General features: G+C 62.4%; 15 protein-coding genes. 3 read left to right on the plus strand and 12 right to left on the minus strand.

What is annotated here, in order from left to right; all coding sequences use genetic code 11:
* Window positions 1–151: 151 nt before the first annotated feature.
* Both BUB69_RS24330 and BUB69_RS24335 read right to left on the minus strand, forming a co-directional pair.
* The gene (locus BUB69_RS24330; protein WP_073171746.1) at window positions 152–631 is read right to left on the minus strand and encodes a PAS domain-containing protein; all 480 of its coding nucleotides are present in this window, start codon (window positions 629–631) and stop codon (window positions 152–154) included.
* Window positions 632–635: 4 nt separating this feature from the next.
* Entirely contained in the window at window positions 636–1,643 is a 1,008-nt protein-coding gene (locus tag BUB69_RS24335; protein ID WP_024686783.1) for a response regulator, read from the minus strand.
* Between the two features lie 346 nt (window positions 1,644–1,989).
* Between BUB69_RS24335 and parS the strand changes: the two genes are divergently transcribed.
* Together parS and BUB69_RS24345 are read left to right on the plus strand one after the other, a co-directional pair.
* The gene (parS, locus tag BUB69_RS24340) at window positions 1,990–2,439 is read left to right on the plus strand and encodes a type II RES/Xre toxin-antitoxin system antitoxin (protein WP_024686784.1); all 450 of its coding nucleotides are present in this window, start codon (window positions 1,990–1,992) and stop codon (window positions 2,437–2,439) included.
* On the plus strand, window positions 2,436–2,897 hold the full coding sequence (locus BUB69_RS24345) for an RES family NAD+ phosphorylase (protein WP_073171749.1): 462 nt from the start codon (window positions 2,436–2,438) through the stop codon (window positions 2,895–2,897). Before parS ends, BUB69_RS24345 begins: the two co-directional genes overlap by 4 nt.
* Window positions 2,898–2,963: 66 nt before the next feature.
* Here BUB69_RS24345 and bcsC read toward each other — a convergent pair whose 3' ends face one another.
* From bcsC to mltA, 10 genes are all read right to left on the minus strand, one after another.
* On the minus strand, window positions 2,964–6,533 hold the full coding sequence (gene bcsC, locus BUB69_RS24350) for a cellulose synthase complex outer membrane protein BcsC (RefSeq protein ID WP_073171897.1): 3,570 nt from the start codon (window positions 6,531–6,533) through the stop codon (window positions 2,964–2,966).
* Window positions 6,524–7,645, minus strand: a complete 1,122-nt coding sequence (gene bcsZ / locus BUB69_RS24355) for a cellulose synthase complex periplasmic endoglucanase BcsZ (RefSeq protein ID WP_084537170.1) — start codon at window positions 7,643–7,645, stop codon at window positions 6,524–6,526. Before bcsZ ends, bcsC begins: the two co-directional genes overlap by 10 nt.
* On the minus strand, window positions 7,635–9,956 hold the full coding sequence (gene bcsB / locus BUB69_RS24360) for a cellulose biosynthesis cyclic di-GMP-binding regulatory protein BcsB (protein ID WP_073171752.1): 2,322 nt from the start codon (window positions 9,954–9,956) through the stop codon (window positions 7,635–7,637). Before bcsB ends, bcsZ begins: the two co-directional genes overlap by 11 nt.
* A gap of 14 nt (window positions 9,957–9,970) precedes the next feature.
* Window positions 9,971–12,544, minus strand: coding sequence for a UDP-forming cellulose synthase catalytic subunit (gene bcsA, locus BUB69_RS24365; RefSeq protein ID WP_073171904.1), 2,574 nt, complete (start codon window positions 12,542–12,544; stop codon window positions 9,971–9,973).
* Window positions 12,541–13,263: a cellulose biosynthesis protein BcsQ gene (gene bcsQ / locus BUB69_RS24370; RefSeq protein WP_073171757.1), complete on the minus strand. Its 723-nt coding sequence runs from the start codon at window positions 13,261–13,263 to the stop codon at window positions 12,541–12,543. Before bcsQ ends, bcsA begins: the two co-directional genes overlap by 4 nt.
* Window positions 13,260–13,523, minus strand: coding sequence for a cellulose biosynthesis protein BcsR (gene bcsR / locus BUB69_RS24375; RefSeq protein WP_084537172.1), 264 nt, complete (start codon window positions 13,521–13,523; stop codon window positions 13,260–13,262). The genes bcsQ and bcsR overlap by 4 nt, the downstream gene beginning before the upstream one ends.
* Complete coding sequence (gene bcsG, locus BUB69_RS24380) at window positions 13,493–15,133, minus strand: cellulose biosynthesis protein BcsG (protein ID WP_073171908.1); 1,641 nt, start codon at window positions 15,131–15,133, stop codon at window positions 13,493–13,495. Before bcsG ends, bcsR begins: the two co-directional genes overlap by 31 nt.
* Entirely contained in the window at window positions 15,114–15,314 is a 201-nt protein-coding gene (gene bcsF, locus BUB69_RS24385; RefSeq protein ID WP_073171763.1) for a cellulose biosynthesis protein BcsF, read from the minus strand. The genes bcsG and bcsF overlap by 20 nt, the downstream gene beginning before the upstream one ends.
* Window positions 15,311–16,852 (minus strand): cellulose biosynthesis protein BcsE, encoded by a 1,542-nt coding sequence (gene bcsE, locus BUB69_RS24390; RefSeq protein ID WP_141121898.1) that lies wholly within the window; start codon window positions 16,850–16,852, stop codon window positions 15,311–15,313. Before bcsE ends, bcsF begins: the two co-directional genes overlap by 4 nt.
* Window positions 16,853–17,399: 547 nt before the next feature.
* Window positions 17,400–18,563: a murein transglycosylase A gene (mltA, locus tag BUB69_RS24395; protein WP_073171766.1), complete on the minus strand. Its 1,164-nt coding sequence runs from the start codon at window positions 18,561–18,563 to the stop codon at window positions 17,400–17,402.
* 392 nt (window positions 18,564–18,955) lie between these two features.
* Here mltA and BUB69_RS24400 point away from each other — a divergent pair, with 392 nt between their 5' ends.
* Window positions 18,956–19,429 (plus strand): Dps family protein, encoded by a 474-nt coding sequence (locus BUB69_RS24400; RefSeq protein WP_073171770.1) that lies wholly within the window; start codon window positions 18,956–18,958, stop codon window positions 19,427–19,429.
* The last annotated feature ends 90 nt before the right edge of the window (window positions 19,430–19,519 follow it).

A 19,519-nucleotide genomic window follows, 5' to 3' on the forward strand; every position in this document is an offset into this window, starting at 1 on the left:
GCAGGGCACTTATCCTGGTGGGAGCGGACTTGTCCGCGAATACGGTGCTCCAGTCGCTGAATATTTATCGGATGTACGAGCCCCTTCGCGAGCAAGCTCCCGTAAAAATCATGCGTTGACGGGGTACTTGATAAAGCAAACAGGCAAGGCCTCAGCCCTGCCCGCCAGACAGCTTCTGCAACTGGGTGTTGGCTGCCTGCAATTGATGACGGTTGGTCGCCACGTCCGTAACGTCATAGACCACCAGGCACACGTGGCTGATCTCTCCCGTGGTCGAGCGCAGCGGGAACAGCGTGGTGTTCTGGTACATGAATTCTTCCTGCCCGGTGATGGGCTGGTAGTTCTTGAACCGCACCAGATAAGGCCGCTGCTCCCAGATGGTGAACGCTGGCGTGCCCAGGGTCACGACGTTGTCGATCTTCTTGCTGAACCACGGCTGGTTCACCTCGGGGAACAGCTCGAAGAAGGTCTTGCCGATGGCCACGTAAGGCACAACGCCTGAGCGGTTCTCCATGAAGGTGTTCCAGACCGACACCTGGTAGTTGAGGTCGAGCACCACGATGCCCACGTCGATGTTTTGCGTGACGGCCAGCAACCAATGCAGCTCGTTGATTTCGATAGCGTTGCTCATGGGGTCAGCTCATCAGGTAGGCAAGTTTTTTGGTCAGCAGATCGACCGAGTCTTCGGTGAACAGCATCAGCAGATCAAAGTGAATGTTGTGGCCTTCCAGGCTGTAGCTGATTTCCACCGCCAGGGTCTTTTTCCAGCGCTGACGATTGATGCGGATCAGCTCGTCAATGCCGCCCTGGGCGCCCAGCAATTGTGGATGGCCCTGAGAAAAGGCAATGTCGATCTGCTCGGCAATGCCGCTCAGGCAGGCACCGATCAGGATCGTGGACAGGTCCAGGAGCATCTCCATGTCGGAGGAGTCAGGGGAATTGCCGCCCATGAGCTTCGACACGCCGGAAATTTCCGAGTCATGAAAGATCAACAGCGCTTCGCCGGCGATTCCGCCACCGATATAGCCCTGGCAGACCGCCGTCAGACGCTGGTCACTGTGTGCGTCGGCCAGCGCCATATGCAACTCGCCCACTTCGAGCATATTCACGTTGGGCACCGGCAGTTGCACGAACACCCCCAGCACCTTGGCCAGCAGGGCGGCGGCGCGGCCCATGGCCACGTTCACGGTTTCGCGGAACGCATCCTGGAAACTGATGATCCCCTGTCCCGGTACCTGAGGTGTGGCAACCGCGACAGGCAAGGCCGAAGGCTTGCCCAGCAGGCCCAGACGCTCGAGGGTGCTTTTGAGCTCGTCCGGGTCGGCGGGCTTTTTCAGAAACGCCAGCGCACCCAGCTCCATGACGCGTCGGACAGCTTCGTCCTGCACGTCGCCGGAGACCACGATGACCTGGGTATCCAGTTGCTCGTCACGAATGGCGGCCAGTGTCTGGTAGCCATCCATAACCGGCATGGTCAAATCCAGCAGCACGACCTTGCCCAGACCGCTGCGAATCGCTTCCAGGCCCTCCTGGCCCTGTGTGGCCATCGTCACCGAAACATCCCAGTCGGGGGGCAACGCCCGCATCAACTGTTTGCGCGCCATGTTGGAGTCGTCGCATATCAATAGCGCAAGAGTGGACATCGTGTAGTTCTCACTGCAAAAAATCAGGCTGCCAGAGGCAGATAGCATGGGTACGGTAACAGGGCTGCGACAGCCACGCGTCAGGTCCCGGCAACTTCAGTCACGACAAACACATATCATATTGACATCACTCCTGCCACTTTCCGACGCCGTCGGCGGGTGTGCCGCTGGCCTGTTCATACTAGAAGAGTTTCATAGGCCGTCACGTATTGAAATCGATCGTTGCCGGCATTGGCCATTGACCGGCCTGGTGTATTTCTTTTTCAGGCGGCTACCGCTGCACGTGCAATAGGCCTATTATCAAGTGATAGATTTATAGATGATCATTCGATAGTAGAGGTGTGCCATGTCTCTCGCCATCCGCGATTACCACCCGGCGACGATACAGAAGCAGGATTTCTGGCAGTTACTGGGCATTCCGCCCCGTGGCGACCGCCTGTATTCGGCGCTGCGCAACGGCTTGCCGTATGAAATATTCGAGCGGCTTGCGCAGTACACCGACTTGAACCGCTCGACCCTGGCCGAGCACCTGGGGATTGCCCCCGCGACCCTGCAGCGTCGTTTGAAGGTGCGCCAGTTCAATGCCGAAGAAAGCGATCGCCTGTTTCGCCTGGCAGCGGTCTACAAGGCGACACTGGACCTGTTCGAGGACGACGCCGAAGCCACCCGCCGCTGGCTGGCCAACCCGGTATACGGCCTTGGCAATCGTCGTCCGCTGGAAATGCTCGCCACGTCCGCCGAAGCGCAGGCGGTGCTGGACCTGATCGGTCGGCTTGAGCACGGGGTCGTGGCTTGATCCCTGTCTATCGTCTGGTCAAGCGCAAGTGGCTGGCCCAGGCATTCGACGGGGAAGGCGCCAAGCTCTACGGTGGGCGCTGGAACAGCAAAGGCAACGCCTGTGTGTACTGCGCCGGCAGTGAATCACTGGCGTTGCTGGAAGTACTGGTTCATCTGGGCAATGCGGCGGTGGCCCAGCATTACGCCATGCTCGAACTGCAGATCGCCGAAGAGCACATCCTCAACGCCCGCCCTGACACCTTGCCGCCCGATTGGCGCGAAGAACCCGCCCCACCGGCCACCGCCTCCTTCGGCGATGCCTGGCTGTTGTCCGGTCAAAGCCTGGCACTGGCCGTGCCCAGCGTAATCATCCCGCGCGAATCCAACTACCTGCTGAACGTGCGGCACACCGCCTTCAAAGCAGCCGTAGCGACGGCACGCGAGCTGGAGTTTGTCGTGGATGCGCGCCTGCTATAAATTACAGGCCATTCCTATAGCTATATAGCTAGCTTTTTATATAGCCAAAAAATCTGGCCAAACGCATCAGCGCCTGTCCGCATAAGGCGTGACGGGCTCGATGGGCATGGGCAGGCTGCCGCGCCACAGGTCGAAGGTGTAACGCAGGTACAGCACGGCGCGGCTGGGTGCATAGCCTTCGCTGTGCTGCCAGGTCACACCGGAGCCGACCACCCAGTGGTCCGACAAGCGCCGCTCCAGCAAGCCGCGAAGCCCCACGCTGACGCCGGTACTGCTGCTGGCCGCGGTGGTCAGGGTGGTGGTGTCATCAATGTCCTGCCCGGCGGCCGCTGCGCTGGCGAAGTATTTTCCGGCCGGGCCGTCCAGCGGGTAGAGGTCGCTGCTGTCGCTTTTGGAGAACGACCAGCCCAATGAGCTTTCCAGTTGCACGGACCAGTCCGCCGTCCTCCAGGCGTAACTGAACGGTACGCCGATCGAGTAATACTGCTGGGGGCTGTAATACCCGCCCTGACCCAGGGTGTATTCGCTCAGGTCCTTGTCGTAACTCCAGTACATCAGCGTCAGGCCTGTGCGCATGCGCTCATCGGCGCGTTCGACCAGGCGGTAGTAATAACCGCCCATGGCGCTGCGCCGCTGGTTGTCGACCACATTACGGCCCACCAGCCAGTGCTGGCCAAGGCTGGCCCAGACGCCATCGACACCGCCTTCATCGTGGCTCAGGCTCAAGGTCAGACCATTGCTGGTCACGCCGCCCCAGCGTATGCCGGTGACAGGATCGACGGCACCGGCGTAGGACACCACCGAATTGCTCATGGGCCTGCGCGACGCCGTCAGCGTCCAGCCGATGGATTTCCAGTCGCTGCTGTAACCGATGCCGCCCAGCCAGTTGCCCACCTCGAAGCCTTCCGGGGTATGGCCCAGATCGACGTTCCACTGCTCGTTCTTCCAGCCTGCGGCAAGGCTGGGTCCGCTGATGCTTTGGGAACGGCTGCGACAGCCATTGGCGAGGGCTGCGCCAGTGGTACGGTCGCGCAACTGCACGGCACAGGTGCCGAAACGCTCGCGGTGCAGGCCATCGGCATCGGTGTCGAAATCACTGACCTGCAGGTCTACCTGCTCGGCCTGCACAAAGCCCTGCCCCTGCGCCACGGGGGCGTCAAGACGCAGGATCGTGGTCTGGGTGGTGAGATCGGAAATGCCGGGCGAGGTGTTGTCCGTGCGCCAGGCGAAGTCGCGGTAGAGATTGAGCGTCGGGTTTTGCGCCTGATACAGCTGCTCCACGTCTGCGCGAATGCTGCGCGGCAGCCAGTCATCGCTGTCGGTGGGACGGCTGGCCTGGGTCATCGCGCCGTCATCACGAACGCCAGGATCGGCTCCCGTGGAACGGGATGCCGTCAAACCGGCTGCCGCCATGCTGCTGGCGTAATGATCCAGCGCCTGCTGCGGGTGATCCCTGGCAATCAGGCGGGCAGCGTCACGGTAAATCAGGGGATCGCGCTGCGGGGTTTTCAACAACTCAGTGAACAGGGCATTGGCCTTGTCGGTATCCCCGGTCGCCGCCCAGGCATTGGCCAGACGACGCTGCTGTCCCGGCACCAGAGGCTGTTTCGGCGCAAAACGCTGCAAGGCCTGACGCGCCTGAGGCCCTCGTCCTGTGGCGACCAGCGCTTCAATCAGCCCGATCTGCGCTTCGGTATTGCCCGGCTCGCGCTTGAGCACTGCGCGGTAGCCGCTCTCAGCCTGACGCTGATCGCCGCGTTGTGCGGCCCAATCAGCGACCGTGCCCAGGTCCTCGAGCGTCGGGTCGCGCATCAACAGCGCGATGGCGGCCGGCTCCTCCCCGCGCGCCCTCAACCTGTCGGCTTCGGCAAGCAATTGACGACGTTTGATCCGCCCCGCCAGCTCGCGCATGTTGTCGGTCCAGGCGGCAGCAGGGATCTGGCCCAGCGTCTTCAGCACGTCGGCATCACGTCCGGCGCTTGCCAGAAACAGCCCATGGGCATAGCGCGCCTGAGGGTCGCGGCCTTGCCTGGCCAATAACACGACGAACGCATCGTCCGCTTCGCGAGGCCGGCCGAGCATCACCTCAGCATTGGCCAGGCGGTAGGTGAGCCAGGGATTATCGGCATCCAGCGCACGAATCTTCTGCAGCAGCACGACCAGTTGTGGCCAGTCGGCGCGCTGCTCGGCCGCATCGGCCTGCAGGTTGAGGCGCTCAAGCTCGAGACTGCGGCGCAGGCCAGCGAACGCTGCCTGATTGCTCATGGGCAGGCTGTCGAGAAAGGCTTCAGCGCGGTCACTGGATTGGCGTTGATACAGCCGCACAAGGGCACGAACGACGCTGCCACTCGCAGGCTCGACCTTGCGGGCCTTGAGCAACAGGGCTTCGGCCTGAATATCGTCGTGCTCGGCCTGGGCCACATCAGCCAGACCTATCAAGGCAGCGGCGTTGTCCGGGCGCAGCGTGCGGGCTTGCTGATAACCCTGGCGCGCGGCCGTGTAGTCCTGACGCAGCAGGGCCTGATCGGCTTTTTGCAGGATCATCCAGTTGCGCGTGGCAGCCTGCAGGTCCTGCCATTTGCTGATGTAGTCGGTGTCCTGTTCCTTGGCCAGAGCCTGGGTGAACGCGTCGAAAGCAGCCGGGTATTTGTCCTGACGCATCAGCGCCGTTCCCAGCGCGCCGTACAAGGCAGGCTCCTGCGGGTAGCCTTTCAAGGCTCGCCGCAACAACGCTTCGGCACCGGCACTGTCCCGGTTCTGATCGAGCATCGAACGTGCCCTGACGCCCGCCTGCCAGGCCGGGTCGGCAAGCAACTGGCGCTGTTTGGCGAGCAGCGCAGACGCCTCGGCGGCATACGGCGAATAGGGGTAAACCTGCACGAACGTCTGCCAGGCCCGGACCGATTCGGGGCCGACCGGCAGCTTCACCAGGTAGTTGTATTCCCGCTCCGCAGCGTTGGTGCTGGCCTGTGGATCGGCCGCCAGCTGGTGCAGTATGGCCAGCGCTTCGTCATTGCGATTTTCGGCGAAATACAGGCCTACCCGTAGTTGCCCAAGTGTGGCGTTGCCCGGGTAGGCCTGATCGAGCAGCCGCAACTGCTCGATCACGACCGTGCGCTGACCGGGAACCCGACTGCGGGCCGACAGGTACTCCAGCGCCGACGCCAGGTCGGCAGGCTCCTGGCCGAACAGTTGCTCGAACGCAGCCGTGGCTTCTTCGAAACGCCCGGCCGCGGCCAGCAAGCGTGCCTGTTGCAACTGACGTACGCCGTCAGGGGTCTTGAGCCGGACCAGGGCCTGAGCCTGACGCAACGCCACCGATCCCGGCGCCACAGCCTGCAGGCGAGCCAACAATCGGTCGAGGCGCACCTGCCGATGGTTGTCCTGCGGCTCGGCCAATACCTGACGAATCTCGCCCACCAGCACCTGGGGATGATCCGGCGCGATCAATTCCAGACGCGCCAGCGAATCGCGGACCAGGTCTTCGCGGTACAAGGCTTCGCCCACACGCATCTGCTGCAGCAACCACTGTTGCTGATCCTGCGCCGCCGGTGGCGCGGCACTGGCCGCGACCGGCGTGCAGAGGCAGCCCAACAGCAGCGCGCCCGGCCATTTGAGCCTGTTTTTCACTGGCATGCCGCCACCCATCCGGGCTGCAGCAGCCCCTTGCTGTCAAAGCGATAACGCTGTTCGTCCCAGCCCTGACCAAACAGCAGCAGCGACTGGTTGTAATACGCGTCAGCCAGTGGTGGCGCCTGCTTCAAGCGCGCCCGCTGCACGTCCCGCAGCGCGGGATCATCGGCGAGCAGCGGCAGCAACGCCGCCGAGAAACCTACCGGGCCGATGCCGTGTGTCGCACCACTGAGCGTATCGACTTGCTCGGGCACACCCCCCAATTGCGCAATCGCCTGCCGCATGGGTTTGAAATGCGCCATCAGTTCGCCGCGACCTGGCGTCGCCTCATCCAGCATGCCCAGCCAGAGGTAGACGCGAATCGCGTCGTAACTGCCTTTGGGGCCTGCCGGGTCTGGCGTCCAGCGTTGATCGGTGCGCCACATCAACCAGTCAGGCACCAGTCCCTGAGGCGTCGCTTCCAGCAGCAGACGCTGATTGTTGCGCGCCACTTCGGCCCAGATCGGCGCAAGGGACGCGAACCGGGTCAGCAATTGTGGCGGCAGGTAGCTGGGGTTCAGACGCCAGCCTTCAGGTGATTCGAAGCCCTTGTCGCCCGGCATCAGCATCAGCCCAAGGCCCGGCAGCTTGCGCAACGTCTGCGCAGCGCTGCGCCACAGCAGGTGCTGGCCGAGGGTTTCGTAGTCGGAGCGCTTCCACAGGCGTCCGGCTTCCAGCAGGCTGTAGGCGATCCACAGATCGGCATCGCTGGCGTTATTGCTGTCCAGCACCTGCCAGCGGCCGCTCTGATCGCGGCCCCACTGCCAGGCGGGTAACTGGCGTTCCAGATCGCCGTTGGCCAGGTTGTTGCGGGTCCAGTTCAGCAGTCGTTCGAAGCTCTGCCGGTCGTTGGCCACCAGCGCGAAAAACAGCGCATAACTCTGCCCTTCCGAGGTCGTGACCTGCTGCTCGGATGAGCCATCGATCACCCGTCCGTCCTGGCTGACCAGATGCTGACGGTAGCGCTCCCAGGCGGGCCAGTGGCACATGTCCGCCGCTGCCGACAGCACCGGCAGGCTTTGCAGAAGCACAGCCGCCAGCCAGGGACCGGCAGCACTGAGCCGATTACGCTTCATAGGACAGACGCCGACGCGCCAGCCACTGCAATACGCGCCAGGTCAGGAAGGCACTGAGCAATACGCCTGTCACGGCCACCAGGGCCAGAACCAGCGGGCGCTCCGACAGCTTGTACCAGAGCAACAGCCACCAGGGCAGGTTGCCCACGTAGTAACGATCGCCCACCAGTTGGCCGTTCACGCCACTTTCGCGGATCAGCACCACAGACCCGGCCATGGCGTCCATCTTGCCACTGTCGTTGAGGCTGTCGCGCAGCAGTTGGTAGTCGGCGTCGTCATTGGCCAGCAACGCCACCACGCTGCGCTGCGCATGGAACGGCGACTGCATGCCCACGATGGCCGCTATCGGGCCGCGTGCGGACACCGCCACGCGGCTGCTCGCCTGATGGGGCTCATCGCGACCGCTGGCCGCGGCGCTGTACATGGGTTCGCGCCCCGGCCGTGGGTTGCCGGCCTTGAGCAGCCAGTCCTGAGAGCGGCTGAGCCACAGTTTCACGTCCGGGTTTTCATGCATGTCGGCGGCATACTCGCCCAGCACCAGCAGGTCGGCGTCGCGCCTGGCGATGTCATCCCACTGCTGGGTAAGCGTCAGGTTCAACGCTGGCAGACCGGAGCGTGCGCAAATACCGGCAATGGCCTCCAGATACGTACTCAACTGCACAGCGCTGGGCTGCGCCGGCAGCACCACGACGGTTTCCGACAGGTCAGCCATGCGGCTGAACGGAAAGCCACTGCGGGCAAAGGCCGCCAGGTCCGGCATGGCGATGTAATGGTGATAGCCCGACATGTCGATGCTCGACTGATCGTCGATCACCGCCTGGGTGTCCACCGGCAGCGTGGTCTGGCAGCGGTCGCGCTGCGAACTGCTGGCCGCCGTCGCGAAACTGAAATTGAAGCGCAGTACGTTGCGGTCGCCGATCTTCAGGGCCGGCACCGAGAGCTTCTCGTTGATGTTCGCCGACTCGCTGGACAGCAGCGCCAGACGCAGCTCTTCAAGCCGGTCATTGCTGTTGACCAGCAACGGCAGGCTGGTAATGAACTGGTTGTTGAGGCTGATGTTGAGCCGTGAGCCGTCGTTGGTCGCAGGCGGCGTGTAGCGGTATTTGGTCTGCAGCGGGATGCCCTGGTTACGCCAGACGAACAGATCCGGCGGCAGGTTGATGTTCAGCAGAATCGGCAACGGCTGCAGCCCGCTGACACGCAATTGCTCGGGGTACTGGATCAGTTCGGAGAAGCGCACCGCACGGTCGGTGCGCATCCAGTTCGGGGCATCGTAGGGCTTGCGTGGCTGGATCTGCTTGAGCGTGTCGATGACCACCCGATCACCACGAAACAGATCACCGCCCAGGGCCAGTGCCTGAGCGGCAGTGGCCAGGTCGTCCTCATTACGGCCCAGCACCAGTAGCACCTTGCTGTAACGGTCGGCAGGGTTATCGATCATCTGCACCACGGGCGCATCGACTGCGGGGAAACGCTCAAGGTCGGCCAGAAACGCAGGGCGATGGTCGTTGGTGGCGAACACAATCGAGGTGGCGGTCGGGTTATCCGGCGTCGCCGCTGGCAAGTGGTCGAACACCACCGGAAAGCGCGCGCCGCGCCATCCGGCCTGGCTGCCGAAATAGGAGGCCAGGATCCCGGCCGCACGCTGCTCGCCCAGGGTCGGTGATGTCGCCAGGACCATGTTCAGCACCGGTGTGTCGTAGCCCCGTGCATCAAAGAACGGCACCGGGAAATACGCCAGGTCATTCTTGATCGCCAACGCCTGCTCCCTGACCGAAACATGGCTGGTGCGGCTGATGTTCACCCACAGCGCGCTGTTGGACGGTTCTTCGCAGATGTCCGTGTAATGCCCGACGAACTCCAGGCGCACCCGATTGAAATCACTGATCAGGCGTGGATCCAGCTCCAGCTGGCGCGTGGTTTTCTTGCCCAGTTGCTCCTTCTCGATCGGCACCACACTCATCAGCACATCATTGAGGTAGACCCGCAAATGCGACAGGGTCGGAATCAGGGCTGGCGAAGGGGTGTACTCCAGCTGCAACCGCGCGTCAGTGGCGATGCGGTCCCGGCGCATGGTGAATTCGAACTGATCGCTGTTGTGCGTGCCCAGCAACAGGCTGTCAGCGGTGCGCCCCAGTTGCTCGAAATCACGCGTGACGTCCCAGGTGGGCACCGACACAGGCTGTATGGCCGCAGGTGTCGGGGCGGCCGCCAGCTGGCTTTTCGATGGCTGTGGTTGTGGCTGGGCCTGGGCATGCCCCACGGCCACCACCAGCAGGCTGGCCAACAAGGAACTGAAACTGCGATTCATGAGAGGCAATCCGGTCAGGAAAAGGGGGAAGAAGGCGGTCGGGCAAACCTTGGGACATAGCTGAACAGCCAGGCCACGAGGCGCAACAGCGGGCGAGCGAAGGTTCGGCTCCAGCCCGGCAGATACTGATAAAGCCGCTGGTAGCCCGAGGCACCCAGCTTGAGCACATCGATAAAGCTGTGCAGCGGACGGTCAGGCTCGAAGTCCTCGTTCCAGTTCAGCCAGGCGTCGGCCCGGGCAAACGTGCACTGCACGTAATCGATTTTCTGCGTCACAGACAGCGTGTTGAGCGCCACGCCAATGAAGTGTTTGTGGTTGCGACTGACGATGCCCGGAAACAGAAACTCGCGCTCGCCCCGCTGCATCAACAGCGACACCTGATCACCGATCTGCACGGTCAATGGCATGTGCAACTCGATGGCCGCACCGCCGTCGGAATAGTCCACCAGAATGCCAGGGTAGAAACGCCCGTTGGCCAGCCGCAGCGCGGCAGGCAGTCGCGACTGGACGCGGTGGGTTTCGCGGACCTGCTTCACTTCGGCGGCGATGGCCACCGCCGCGCCGACAATCAGCAGGTTGTAGATCACCCACAGACTGCTGACGATCACCGTGCCGATTTCGTTGGCAGGCCCGTAGCACAGCCGCCAGATTGCAAACCCGAGGCCCAGAACGTTAAGCACCGCCAGCACCAGATAAGGCCGGGCGATGGCCCAGTCGAACTGGTTCTCGGTCATCAGGCCGCCCTTGGCGGTGACGTTGAATTTGCCTTTTTTCGGGTTGAACAGCGCAACCGTGGTCGGGCGTGCGATGTACCAGGCGAGAACGGTTTCATACACCTCGCCCCAGAACGTGAGGCGGTGCTCGCCCTGCATCCGCGAGTTGGTCAGGCTGGCGTGGACCATGTGCGGGATCACATAGAGCACGATCATCAGGGCCGGGGCATAGATGATGTAGGCATGCATCAACAGGAACGCCAGGGGCGCGGTCAGAAACACCAGCCGTGGCAGGCCCGCCAGAAAGTGCAGCATGGCGTTGGCATAACAGATGCGCTGAAAGAAGGTCAGCCCCTTGCCCAACAGCGGATTGTCGGTACGGAAGATCTGCGCCATGCCGCGCGCCCAGCGAATGCGCTGGCCGATGTGCGCCGACAGGTTTTCGGTCGCAAGCCCGGCGGCCTGTGGAATGCGCACATAGGCCGAGTTCCAGCCTTTGCGATGCAGACGCAAGGCGGTATGGGCATCTTCGGTGACGGTTTCCACGGCAAAGCCGCCAATCTCGTCGACAGCGACACGGCGCAGCACTGCGCACGAGCCGCAGAAAAACGCGGCGTTCCACATGTCGTTGCCGTCCTGAACCAGGCCGTAGAACAGCTCGCCTTCATTGGGACGACGACGGAAGGTCCCCAGGTTGCGCTCGAACGGATCCGGCGACAGAAAGTGGTGCGGTGTCTGTACCAGGGCCAGTTTCGGGTCACGTAAAAACCAGCCGACCGTCATCTGCAGGAAGGAGCGTACCGGCACGTGATCGCAGTCGAAGATCGCGACCAGTTCACCATCAAGCCGGGTCAGCGCGTGGTTGAGGTTGCCGGCCTTGGCGTGTCGATTGTCCGAACGGGTGATGTAGTTCACGCCGGCCTGTTCGGCAAACAGGCGAAACTCCTCGCGCTTGCCGTCATCGAGAATCGAAATGCGCAACTTGTCATGCGGCCAGTCGATGCCCAGCGCGGCGTAGACCGTACCGCGCACGACCGACAGGCTTTCGTTGTACGTCGGGATCAGCAAATCCACTGTCGGCCATAGCCGGGTGTCACGGGGCAGCTGTGCCGGCGGGCGATGCAAGGGCCAGCAGGTCTGAAGGTAGCCCAGCAGCAACACCAGCCAGGAATAGGTTTCGGCGATCAGTAACAATATGCCGCACACCAGATCCAGCGGACTGTCCCAGTTCAGCGTCGCGGTGTAGCGCCACCACAGGTAGCGGCAGGAAATGATCACCGACAGCATGATCAGCAGCAGGGTCGGAAACCGCCCCGGCACCCGCCGAATCAGCATGGCCACGCCCCACAGCAGGATCACGAACAGCAGCTGCGACACATACCCGAACGGTTCGGTGATGCACATCACCACCAGCAGCAGACCGACCACGGCGCAGAGCAGATTGACCAGGTGCCGCATCGTCGGCCCCAGTCCCTGCCACCAGCGCGCTCTGCTTTCGAGCACCTGACTCTGGCTGACCTGCTCGGGCAGATCATTGAGAAACAGCCCCACACGCTGCCAGAGCTTTTGGTTGGCCTGCCCGGTCATGCGCATCCACGTGGGCGGCGTACGTCGACGGCGCTGCGGCCAAGGGCGAAACAGCAGCAGCCACAGGCTCTGCAGAACGATACGCAACGGATCCCCGGCGCCTGGACGTTTGTCTGCCATGTGCGGATACCAGCGCTGGCGCTGTTCGATCACCTGTTGCCAGAGCGGTGACTCCAGACGCAGCACCAGCCAGGCCAGTGCCGTGCAGAACGCCAGCCACAAGGCCGTCGGCGGATAGCAGTCATGCTCGCGTCGCAGGTACGTGTAGGGAAAGCAACGCGTGATCACGACACGTCCCCACGCCGCCGGGTCAGGCACCAGGTCGCAAGGCTCAGCACGTCCTGAGCCGCCAGACTGTCCGGCGCGTATTGCCCCAACGGCTGCCTGAAGGCCAGGGCCTCACGCACGGCTTCATCGACATGAATGGTCAAGGGCAGCAGGCGGTTGGCGCAGTGGTTGCGCCACAGCAACAGCAAGTCACGTTGCAACTGGCTGGCGGGGTCGAAACGGTTGACCAGCAGCAAGGTGTCGCGAGGCTGTTGCTGCAACAGAATATGACAGGCCGCATCGGCCTCGATCAATTGAATGGGGAACAGGCACGGACCGGGATTGGCGTGCCCCGGCAAACGCTGTGGCAGGTCGAACAGTATCCAGTCGTAATCGGCCGCCAGGCTGCTCTGGCGACAGGCCCACAACAGGGGCTCGTCAAGCAGTTGCAGCTCAAGGTCGGCAGACTCGCGCGCACTCAGCGCGCCATAAGGCAACAGATGCAGATGGGGAGTCAGGCTCCAGGCCTGGCGGAACCAGTCCTGGCCATCGAGCATCGCACGTGCCCAGCCACCTTCCTGCGCGGCGTCCAGCCCCAGGTGCAGGCGCAGCATGTTTTCCGGGCACATATCGACCAGCAGCACACGCTCGCCCAGACTTTCCAGCGCATAGCCGATAGCCGCCAGCAGCGTGCTGGCGCCCAGCCCCCCGCGTACCCCCATCAGGCTCAGCGAGGTCATGTAGCGGTCCTGAACGAGCCCTGCCGAACCCCCTCGGTCACAGGCAGGGACTGAGCATCGACAGGCTCGGCGGCGAAGCCGAATTCCTTCAGGAACGGCCAGCGCTTGAGCGCATGGCTGATTTCCATCTGCGCGGAAATATCGACGTAGTCGAGGTCCGGCAGGTTGAGCTCGATCTTCAGACGCGCAATGTCGTCAGCCTGCTTGCTGAGCGAAATACGCTGATCATTCATTTGAATCTTTGCGGGTAAGGCAACCATGCACCCTGCTCCTTGATTCGCACATAAGGCTTGCCGTCGTAGTTCAGGACCACGGTGCCGGCGTTTTCCGAGACCACCGGCGTCTGCGGCAGGTTGGCCAGCAATACCTGCCAGTCCGGGCCCAGCCCTTCGCGCTGTGGTGGTGCGGCGTAAAGACGTGAAATGATTTCCGAAAGCGCCAGGTAGCTGCTCGAAGCGCTGACATGGATCGGCCCGGAACGCGGGTTGCTGCCCATGCCGATCAGCTTGACGCCCACCGGTACGTGGGTGATCGAGGGGCTGGGGATCTCTCGCATGCCGGAAATCTGCATGCGGTCGCCATGCAGCGCTGCGCCGTGTTCCGGCACAATCACTACGGCCACGCGCCGGCCGCTTTTCTCCAGCTGCTTGAGAAACGCGTCCAGGTCATCGATCAGGCTTTGCGCACGGGTTTTGTAATCGGCGCTGCGAGTGCCGCCGTCGGCCGTCACGATACGGTTGCCGTCGTGCAGCGTGGTGGTGTTGTAAAACAGGGCCACCCGCGAATCGCTCTGCGCAATGCGGTGCCGCCACCATTTGTCCAGCACCTCGCGATCACGCCAGATCGGCGAGCCATCGAAACCCACCAGGTTGCGCGGCAGGTCGGCGGTGCTCACTTGCGGGTCTGGCAAGGAGCCCTGGGCGCGGACCTCATCGATGAAGCCTTCGAACTTGCCGGTGTGGTTCAGCATGACTTCGCTGCTGAAACCGAGCTTGCGCAGGTCATCCATCAACAGGCACTGCTGCGGCGCCATGCCATAGAGCTTGCTGTGCGGCTGCTGCCCGCAACTGGCGCGCAACAGGCGAATCGCGGCCGGACCGCTGTAGGCCGTGGCGGAGTTGAAGTTGTCGAACACCATGTCCATTTGCTGCAACAAGGGGTTATCGCTCAGGCCAACGGCCTCCAGATCGTCCCAGGCCATGGAACAGATGTTGATCAGCAGCAGGTCGAAAGGCTGCGCGGCTGAATCGGAAGGCTCGAACTTCACCTGCCGTGCGGCTTCGGTGGTGTAGAACTGTTGCAGGTAGGCGTCCAGCGTCGGGCTGTCCGGCTCCGCGCTGGATACAGTCTGTGTGGCGCTCGCCGGGCTGCCGGTCACCTGCGCTACAGGCGTGGGCGCCTGCATGGCCAACAGACCCGAGCCACCCAGCCAGGCCAGGCTCGCCAGGGTCAGGGACGTCAGACGCAGCCACTGGCGTACGGAAAAGAACACGATCACCAGAATCAGCAGCGCGGCGCATACGTTCCAGTCAATGAAACGACCCGCCAGTTCCAGCAGGTACTCACGGGTGAAATTCAACACGCCCGGCTGGTCCAGCAAACGGCTGAACGGCGGCAGCCAGGTGTCCTGGTAGAACAACGCCACGCCCACCGGAATCGCAATCAGCGTGCGCAGAACCGCCAGCGCCCGGTTGCGCAGGGGCACCAGCAGCACAGCGGCAAACAGCAGGTTGGGCAAGACCTGCAGGTTCAGGTAGCCGCCCCACAGCAGGGCCAGCTTGATGAGGAAGTACAGGTTCCACAGCCCAAGACCTGGCCAGGTACGCGTGGCCGCCGAAGCGGCGGGATGTTCAACTCGGTTCATCAGCATCATTCACGACAGGAGCGGCAGACACTCGACGGCGCACGCCTCGAAACTTGAGATGCCGGGGCGACAATTGCTGCTCCAGCCAACGCGTCAGGTGATGGCGAAAGCGACGCAGCATCAGCATCGACGCAATGGTCAGCAGGCAGCTGGCCGCCATCACCTGCACCAACTGGATAAACGTCATGGGCAGGGCTCCGACAGGGTCAGGGTGAGGCGTTGCGGGGCATAGCCGTGGCGGCCAATGGCTGCGCCCAAATCGGCCGTCACCTGCTCGACCGCAAGGGCAGGCAGGCCGGTGAGTTCGGTGGCGGCCAGAAACGCCTGGCGGGGCAATACGTCCACTGCCGTGAGCGACTTGCATTCACTGAAGAGGTCGCGCCACGGCAGACGACAGATATTGCCCAGCGCCGGCTCCAGGCCATCACCCCGGCATGCGAACAGAAACAGGTAAAACATGCCGTCGAGCACACAGGCCACATCGCCGAAGCGACGCAGGGTGATCTGGCTCATGTACTGCTCGATGTCCAGATCACCGCGCGGTCGCAGGCTTAACAATTGGTGAGTCACCTCGCCCGCCGCGCCGTGATAGACGTCTTCGAGCAGGGTGATGAACTCGGCGGGCGGCAACATGCCACGCTGGGTCGGAGGTCGCAGGCGGTCGAACAGCGCCTGAATGTCCGGCATCTGGCGATAGCGCCAGGTCTGTCCCTGCGTGCTGTCGACCAGGCTGAGAAAATGCGCCAACTGAGTCTTGAACGGCACGATCAGGTTGGCACCACAGGCCAGCAGCAAACGCTCGTCCCGGTAGCGCAGGCAGGGTTCTGTTTCGCGCACCACAATCTTCAGCAGTACGCCGCTCTGCTCACGCAACTGGTGCAATTCACGGCCCAGGATTTCCACATCCTTGTTGCTTTCCAGCGCCACGATCACGGTTGCCGCACGGGCCTGCGCGGCCTGCGTCAGGAGATCCTGACGACGCTCGAACAACCGCCACTGATCCGACAGCGGTGCGGCACCTTCAAGCGCGGCACGCTGGGTCAGGTAGATGCGCTGGTCGTCGACACGGACGGTGGCATTGCTCGCGTTCCAGGACTCACTGAGCACAAAACCGCTGTCGACCTTTTCCAGCTCGAACGCCTGTGAGGCGCAGACGCCCAGTTCGCTGTGCCAGAAATTGAGCTGATAACAGATGCCACTGTCGCGCCGATAGAGCTGGGCCAGCCCAGAGGTGTGTTCGTTGAGCGACAGCAGTTTTTCATGCAGGTGCGCAGCGGGCCCGTGACACAGGATCAGCAGCGTTGCATCACGCTGCCCCAGCCACTCGCGCGTGCTTTCGCACCAGCGTTGCAGGTAGGCAAGGGACAAGGGTTCCAGACTCGAGGACGGCACCATCAGCAGCAATTGGCTGCCGGGCGGCGTATGAGCACGGTGCAGGTCGCCGGTCAGGGCTTTGAAGGCGGCGGGCGCCACATCCGCTTCGGTCGAAAACAGGCGCAGCACTGCAGGGCCGCAGTCTTCGGCCAGGCCGTCGATGACGTCGTGCGGATCGATGCCCAGCCCCAGCAGCGAAGCATTGACCGGCTCAGGCAGAGCGGCCAGAAACTGTCGGGCAAGGGTGGTGGCGTCGCTGGTGATATCGGCAATCACCCAATACACACCGCCCTGCCGCAACGACATATGCTCATCCCGCAGCTGCTGGATGGCCAAGGTGACCTGAGCCAAGTACTACCCCATACATTCGAATACATACACAGGCGCCGGTTCGGGCGCTGCGCAACTGCCAGATGATGTTTTTACCTGCGGCAGTCCGTGCCTGGCCTGGTCGACCGAAGTGACATGCGCCAGCCAAAGCCAGCGGCGTATTCGAAGAGGGGGAGGCTCAACGACCTGAGCACACTGACCTGTCTGTGCGTTCGGTCATCTGCGCCGTGGCCGGTGCAAAACAGCGCTAATGTGTGATATCAATTTGATTGTGTCAATATTTTGTTACGAGTAACGCAATCAATTAGATGAGCGGCTTAATATGAAAAATAACGGCATTTTATTGACTTTAAAATGTTGACGATCTTTTTCGGCTGCCGGCTTGAAAACTTGAGCCTGCGGCTGAAAAAGACAGGCTGAAACGGGGCCTGTTCTCTTTTTTTCCCACAGCAACTCACCAGCGATCCTGAGTCCACGCCAGAAAACCCTTTTAAATTCAGAGTATTGAGAATAGAAAATATTTAGATAGCTAGATATCTAGCTATCTAAATAAGCAACCGACAGGGCGTCACTCGGTTGCAGGCAACGCCATTCCCTTGGGCCACAGCAGCCAGATATTGCCCTTCTGTTTCATGTCGCCCGCCAGCTTGCCCGCCTCCTCGCCCGTTCCCCAGAACAGGTCGGCACGCACCTGGCCAGCAATGGCGCCACCGGTGTCCTGGGCGGCCACCGGGCGTACCACGCTGCTGCCATCCGGACGCGTGGTCGACAGCCACAGCAGGCTGCCCAGCGGAATGACCTTGCGGTCGATCGCGACACTGTAACCCGCCGTCAAAGGTACATTGAGCGAACCACGCGGGCCTTCATTGCTGTCCGGGTTGCGGCCGAAAAACACATAACTGGGGTTGCTGCCCAGCAGCTCGGGGACGCGCTGCGGATTGGCCTTGGCCCAGTCAGCAATCGCGCCCATGGTCACCTCTTCCTTCTTCAACTGGCCCTGCTCCACCAGCCAGCGGCCAATGGCTTTATAGGGGCGACCGTTCTGGTCGGCGTACGCAAGGCGCACCTGCGAGCCATCGTCCAGGCGCACACGCCCCGACCCTTGAATCTGCAGAAACTGCAGGTCCATCGGGTCGGTCAGCCAGGCAACCACAGGGGCATTGAGGCCCTGAGCGGCGATGGTGGCGGCATCGTCATAGGGCTTGAGCACGCGCCCCTCAAGACGCCCACGCAAGCGCTTGCCCTTGAGTTCGGGATAGATGCTGTCCAGGTTAACCACAACCAGATCATCCGGGACGCCATACACCGGCACAGTGGCGGTGGCGGTCTGCGTCAGGCTGCCGGGGTAGACCGGCTCGTAATAGCCGGTAATCAAACCATCGGCACTGCCGCCTTCAGCGCGCAGGCTGTAGACCTGCAGCTGACTGTTCAGAAAGGTACGGATCTGTTCTGCGTCCGGCGCAGGCGACAGACCGGCGGCTGCCGCACAGGTCGGCCCCCAGACCGCGTCTGCCTTCAAACGTGTACAGGCGCTGCGCCACGCGCTGAAACCGGCCTGCAGATCAGCATCGGAGACGGTGGGCAGTGCTTCCCAACTGGCCTGGGTGTAGGTGGTGTGAGGCGGTTTGGGCGGGGTAACCGGCTTGTCGGACGTGTCGCACGCCGCCAGCATCGCTGCCAGCGGCAGGACCAGCGCCAGGCGCCGGTGCCAGGGTTTGAAAGAGAACGTCATCAGCGCGAATCCTTGTACAGCCGCAGCAGCTTTGAGGGTAAAAGCCGCCATTGTGGCCCAAGCGGGCGCTGCGACCTAGGCTCTGTACGAAAAGTCGGCGAGTGAGGGTCAGGCAGGGCAAAAACAGGCGAAGAACGGCCAGGGTCGCGTTCGACTCTACGTGCTGTCAATGAGCATTCCGATCGGACTCGCGCACGAGCCTGTTTTTAACGCCCCATCACCGAGCGCAGCCACTTTTCGTACAGCGCCCAGAGGCTGATGGACAGGTCATCGCCTGACTCATCCCATAGGTTGTCTGGATGGTGACCATTGCCAACGGTGATTTCCGCTGGCGATCTGCGTTTTCTAGAATGGCCTCAACTTCTGAACACACCTGACCCTTGAGGACTGACATGCGTATTGAAATCGGCATCAACGAGCAGGATCGCCAACAGATCGTCGACGGCCTGTCGCACCTGCTGTCCGACACCTATGTGCTGTATCTGAAAACCCACAACTTCCACTGGAACGTCACCGGCCCAATGTTCCGTACCTTGCACCTGCTGTTCGAAGAGCAGTACACGGAGCTTGCCACGGCGGTCGATTCCATCGCCGAGCGTATCCGCGCCCTGGGCTTCCCGGCACCGGGCACGTACTCGACCTACGCCCGCCTCTCCTCGATCAAGGAAGAGCCCGGCGTGCCTGACGCCGCCGAGATGATCAAGCAATTGGTAGACGGTCAGGAAGCGGTCGTGCGCACCGCACGCAGCCTGTTCCCGCTGCTGGACAAGGTCAGCGACGAACCCACCGCCGACCTGCTGACACAGCGCATGCAGGTCCATGAAAAAGCTGCATGGATGTTGCGCACGTTGCTGGAAGGCAATTGACCGCAAGACAACACACGGTCTGTCCGAACGGTGAGTCGGATTGACCCTCTGGCATGCACGCGAAGATCGGTGGCGCATCGAGCGCAGGTG

It is taken from the genome of Pseudomonas asturiensis (assembly GCF_900143095.1).
GTDB lineage: Bacteria > Pseudomonadota > Gammaproteobacteria > Pseudomonadales > Pseudomonadaceae > Aquipseudomonas > Aquipseudomonas asturiensis.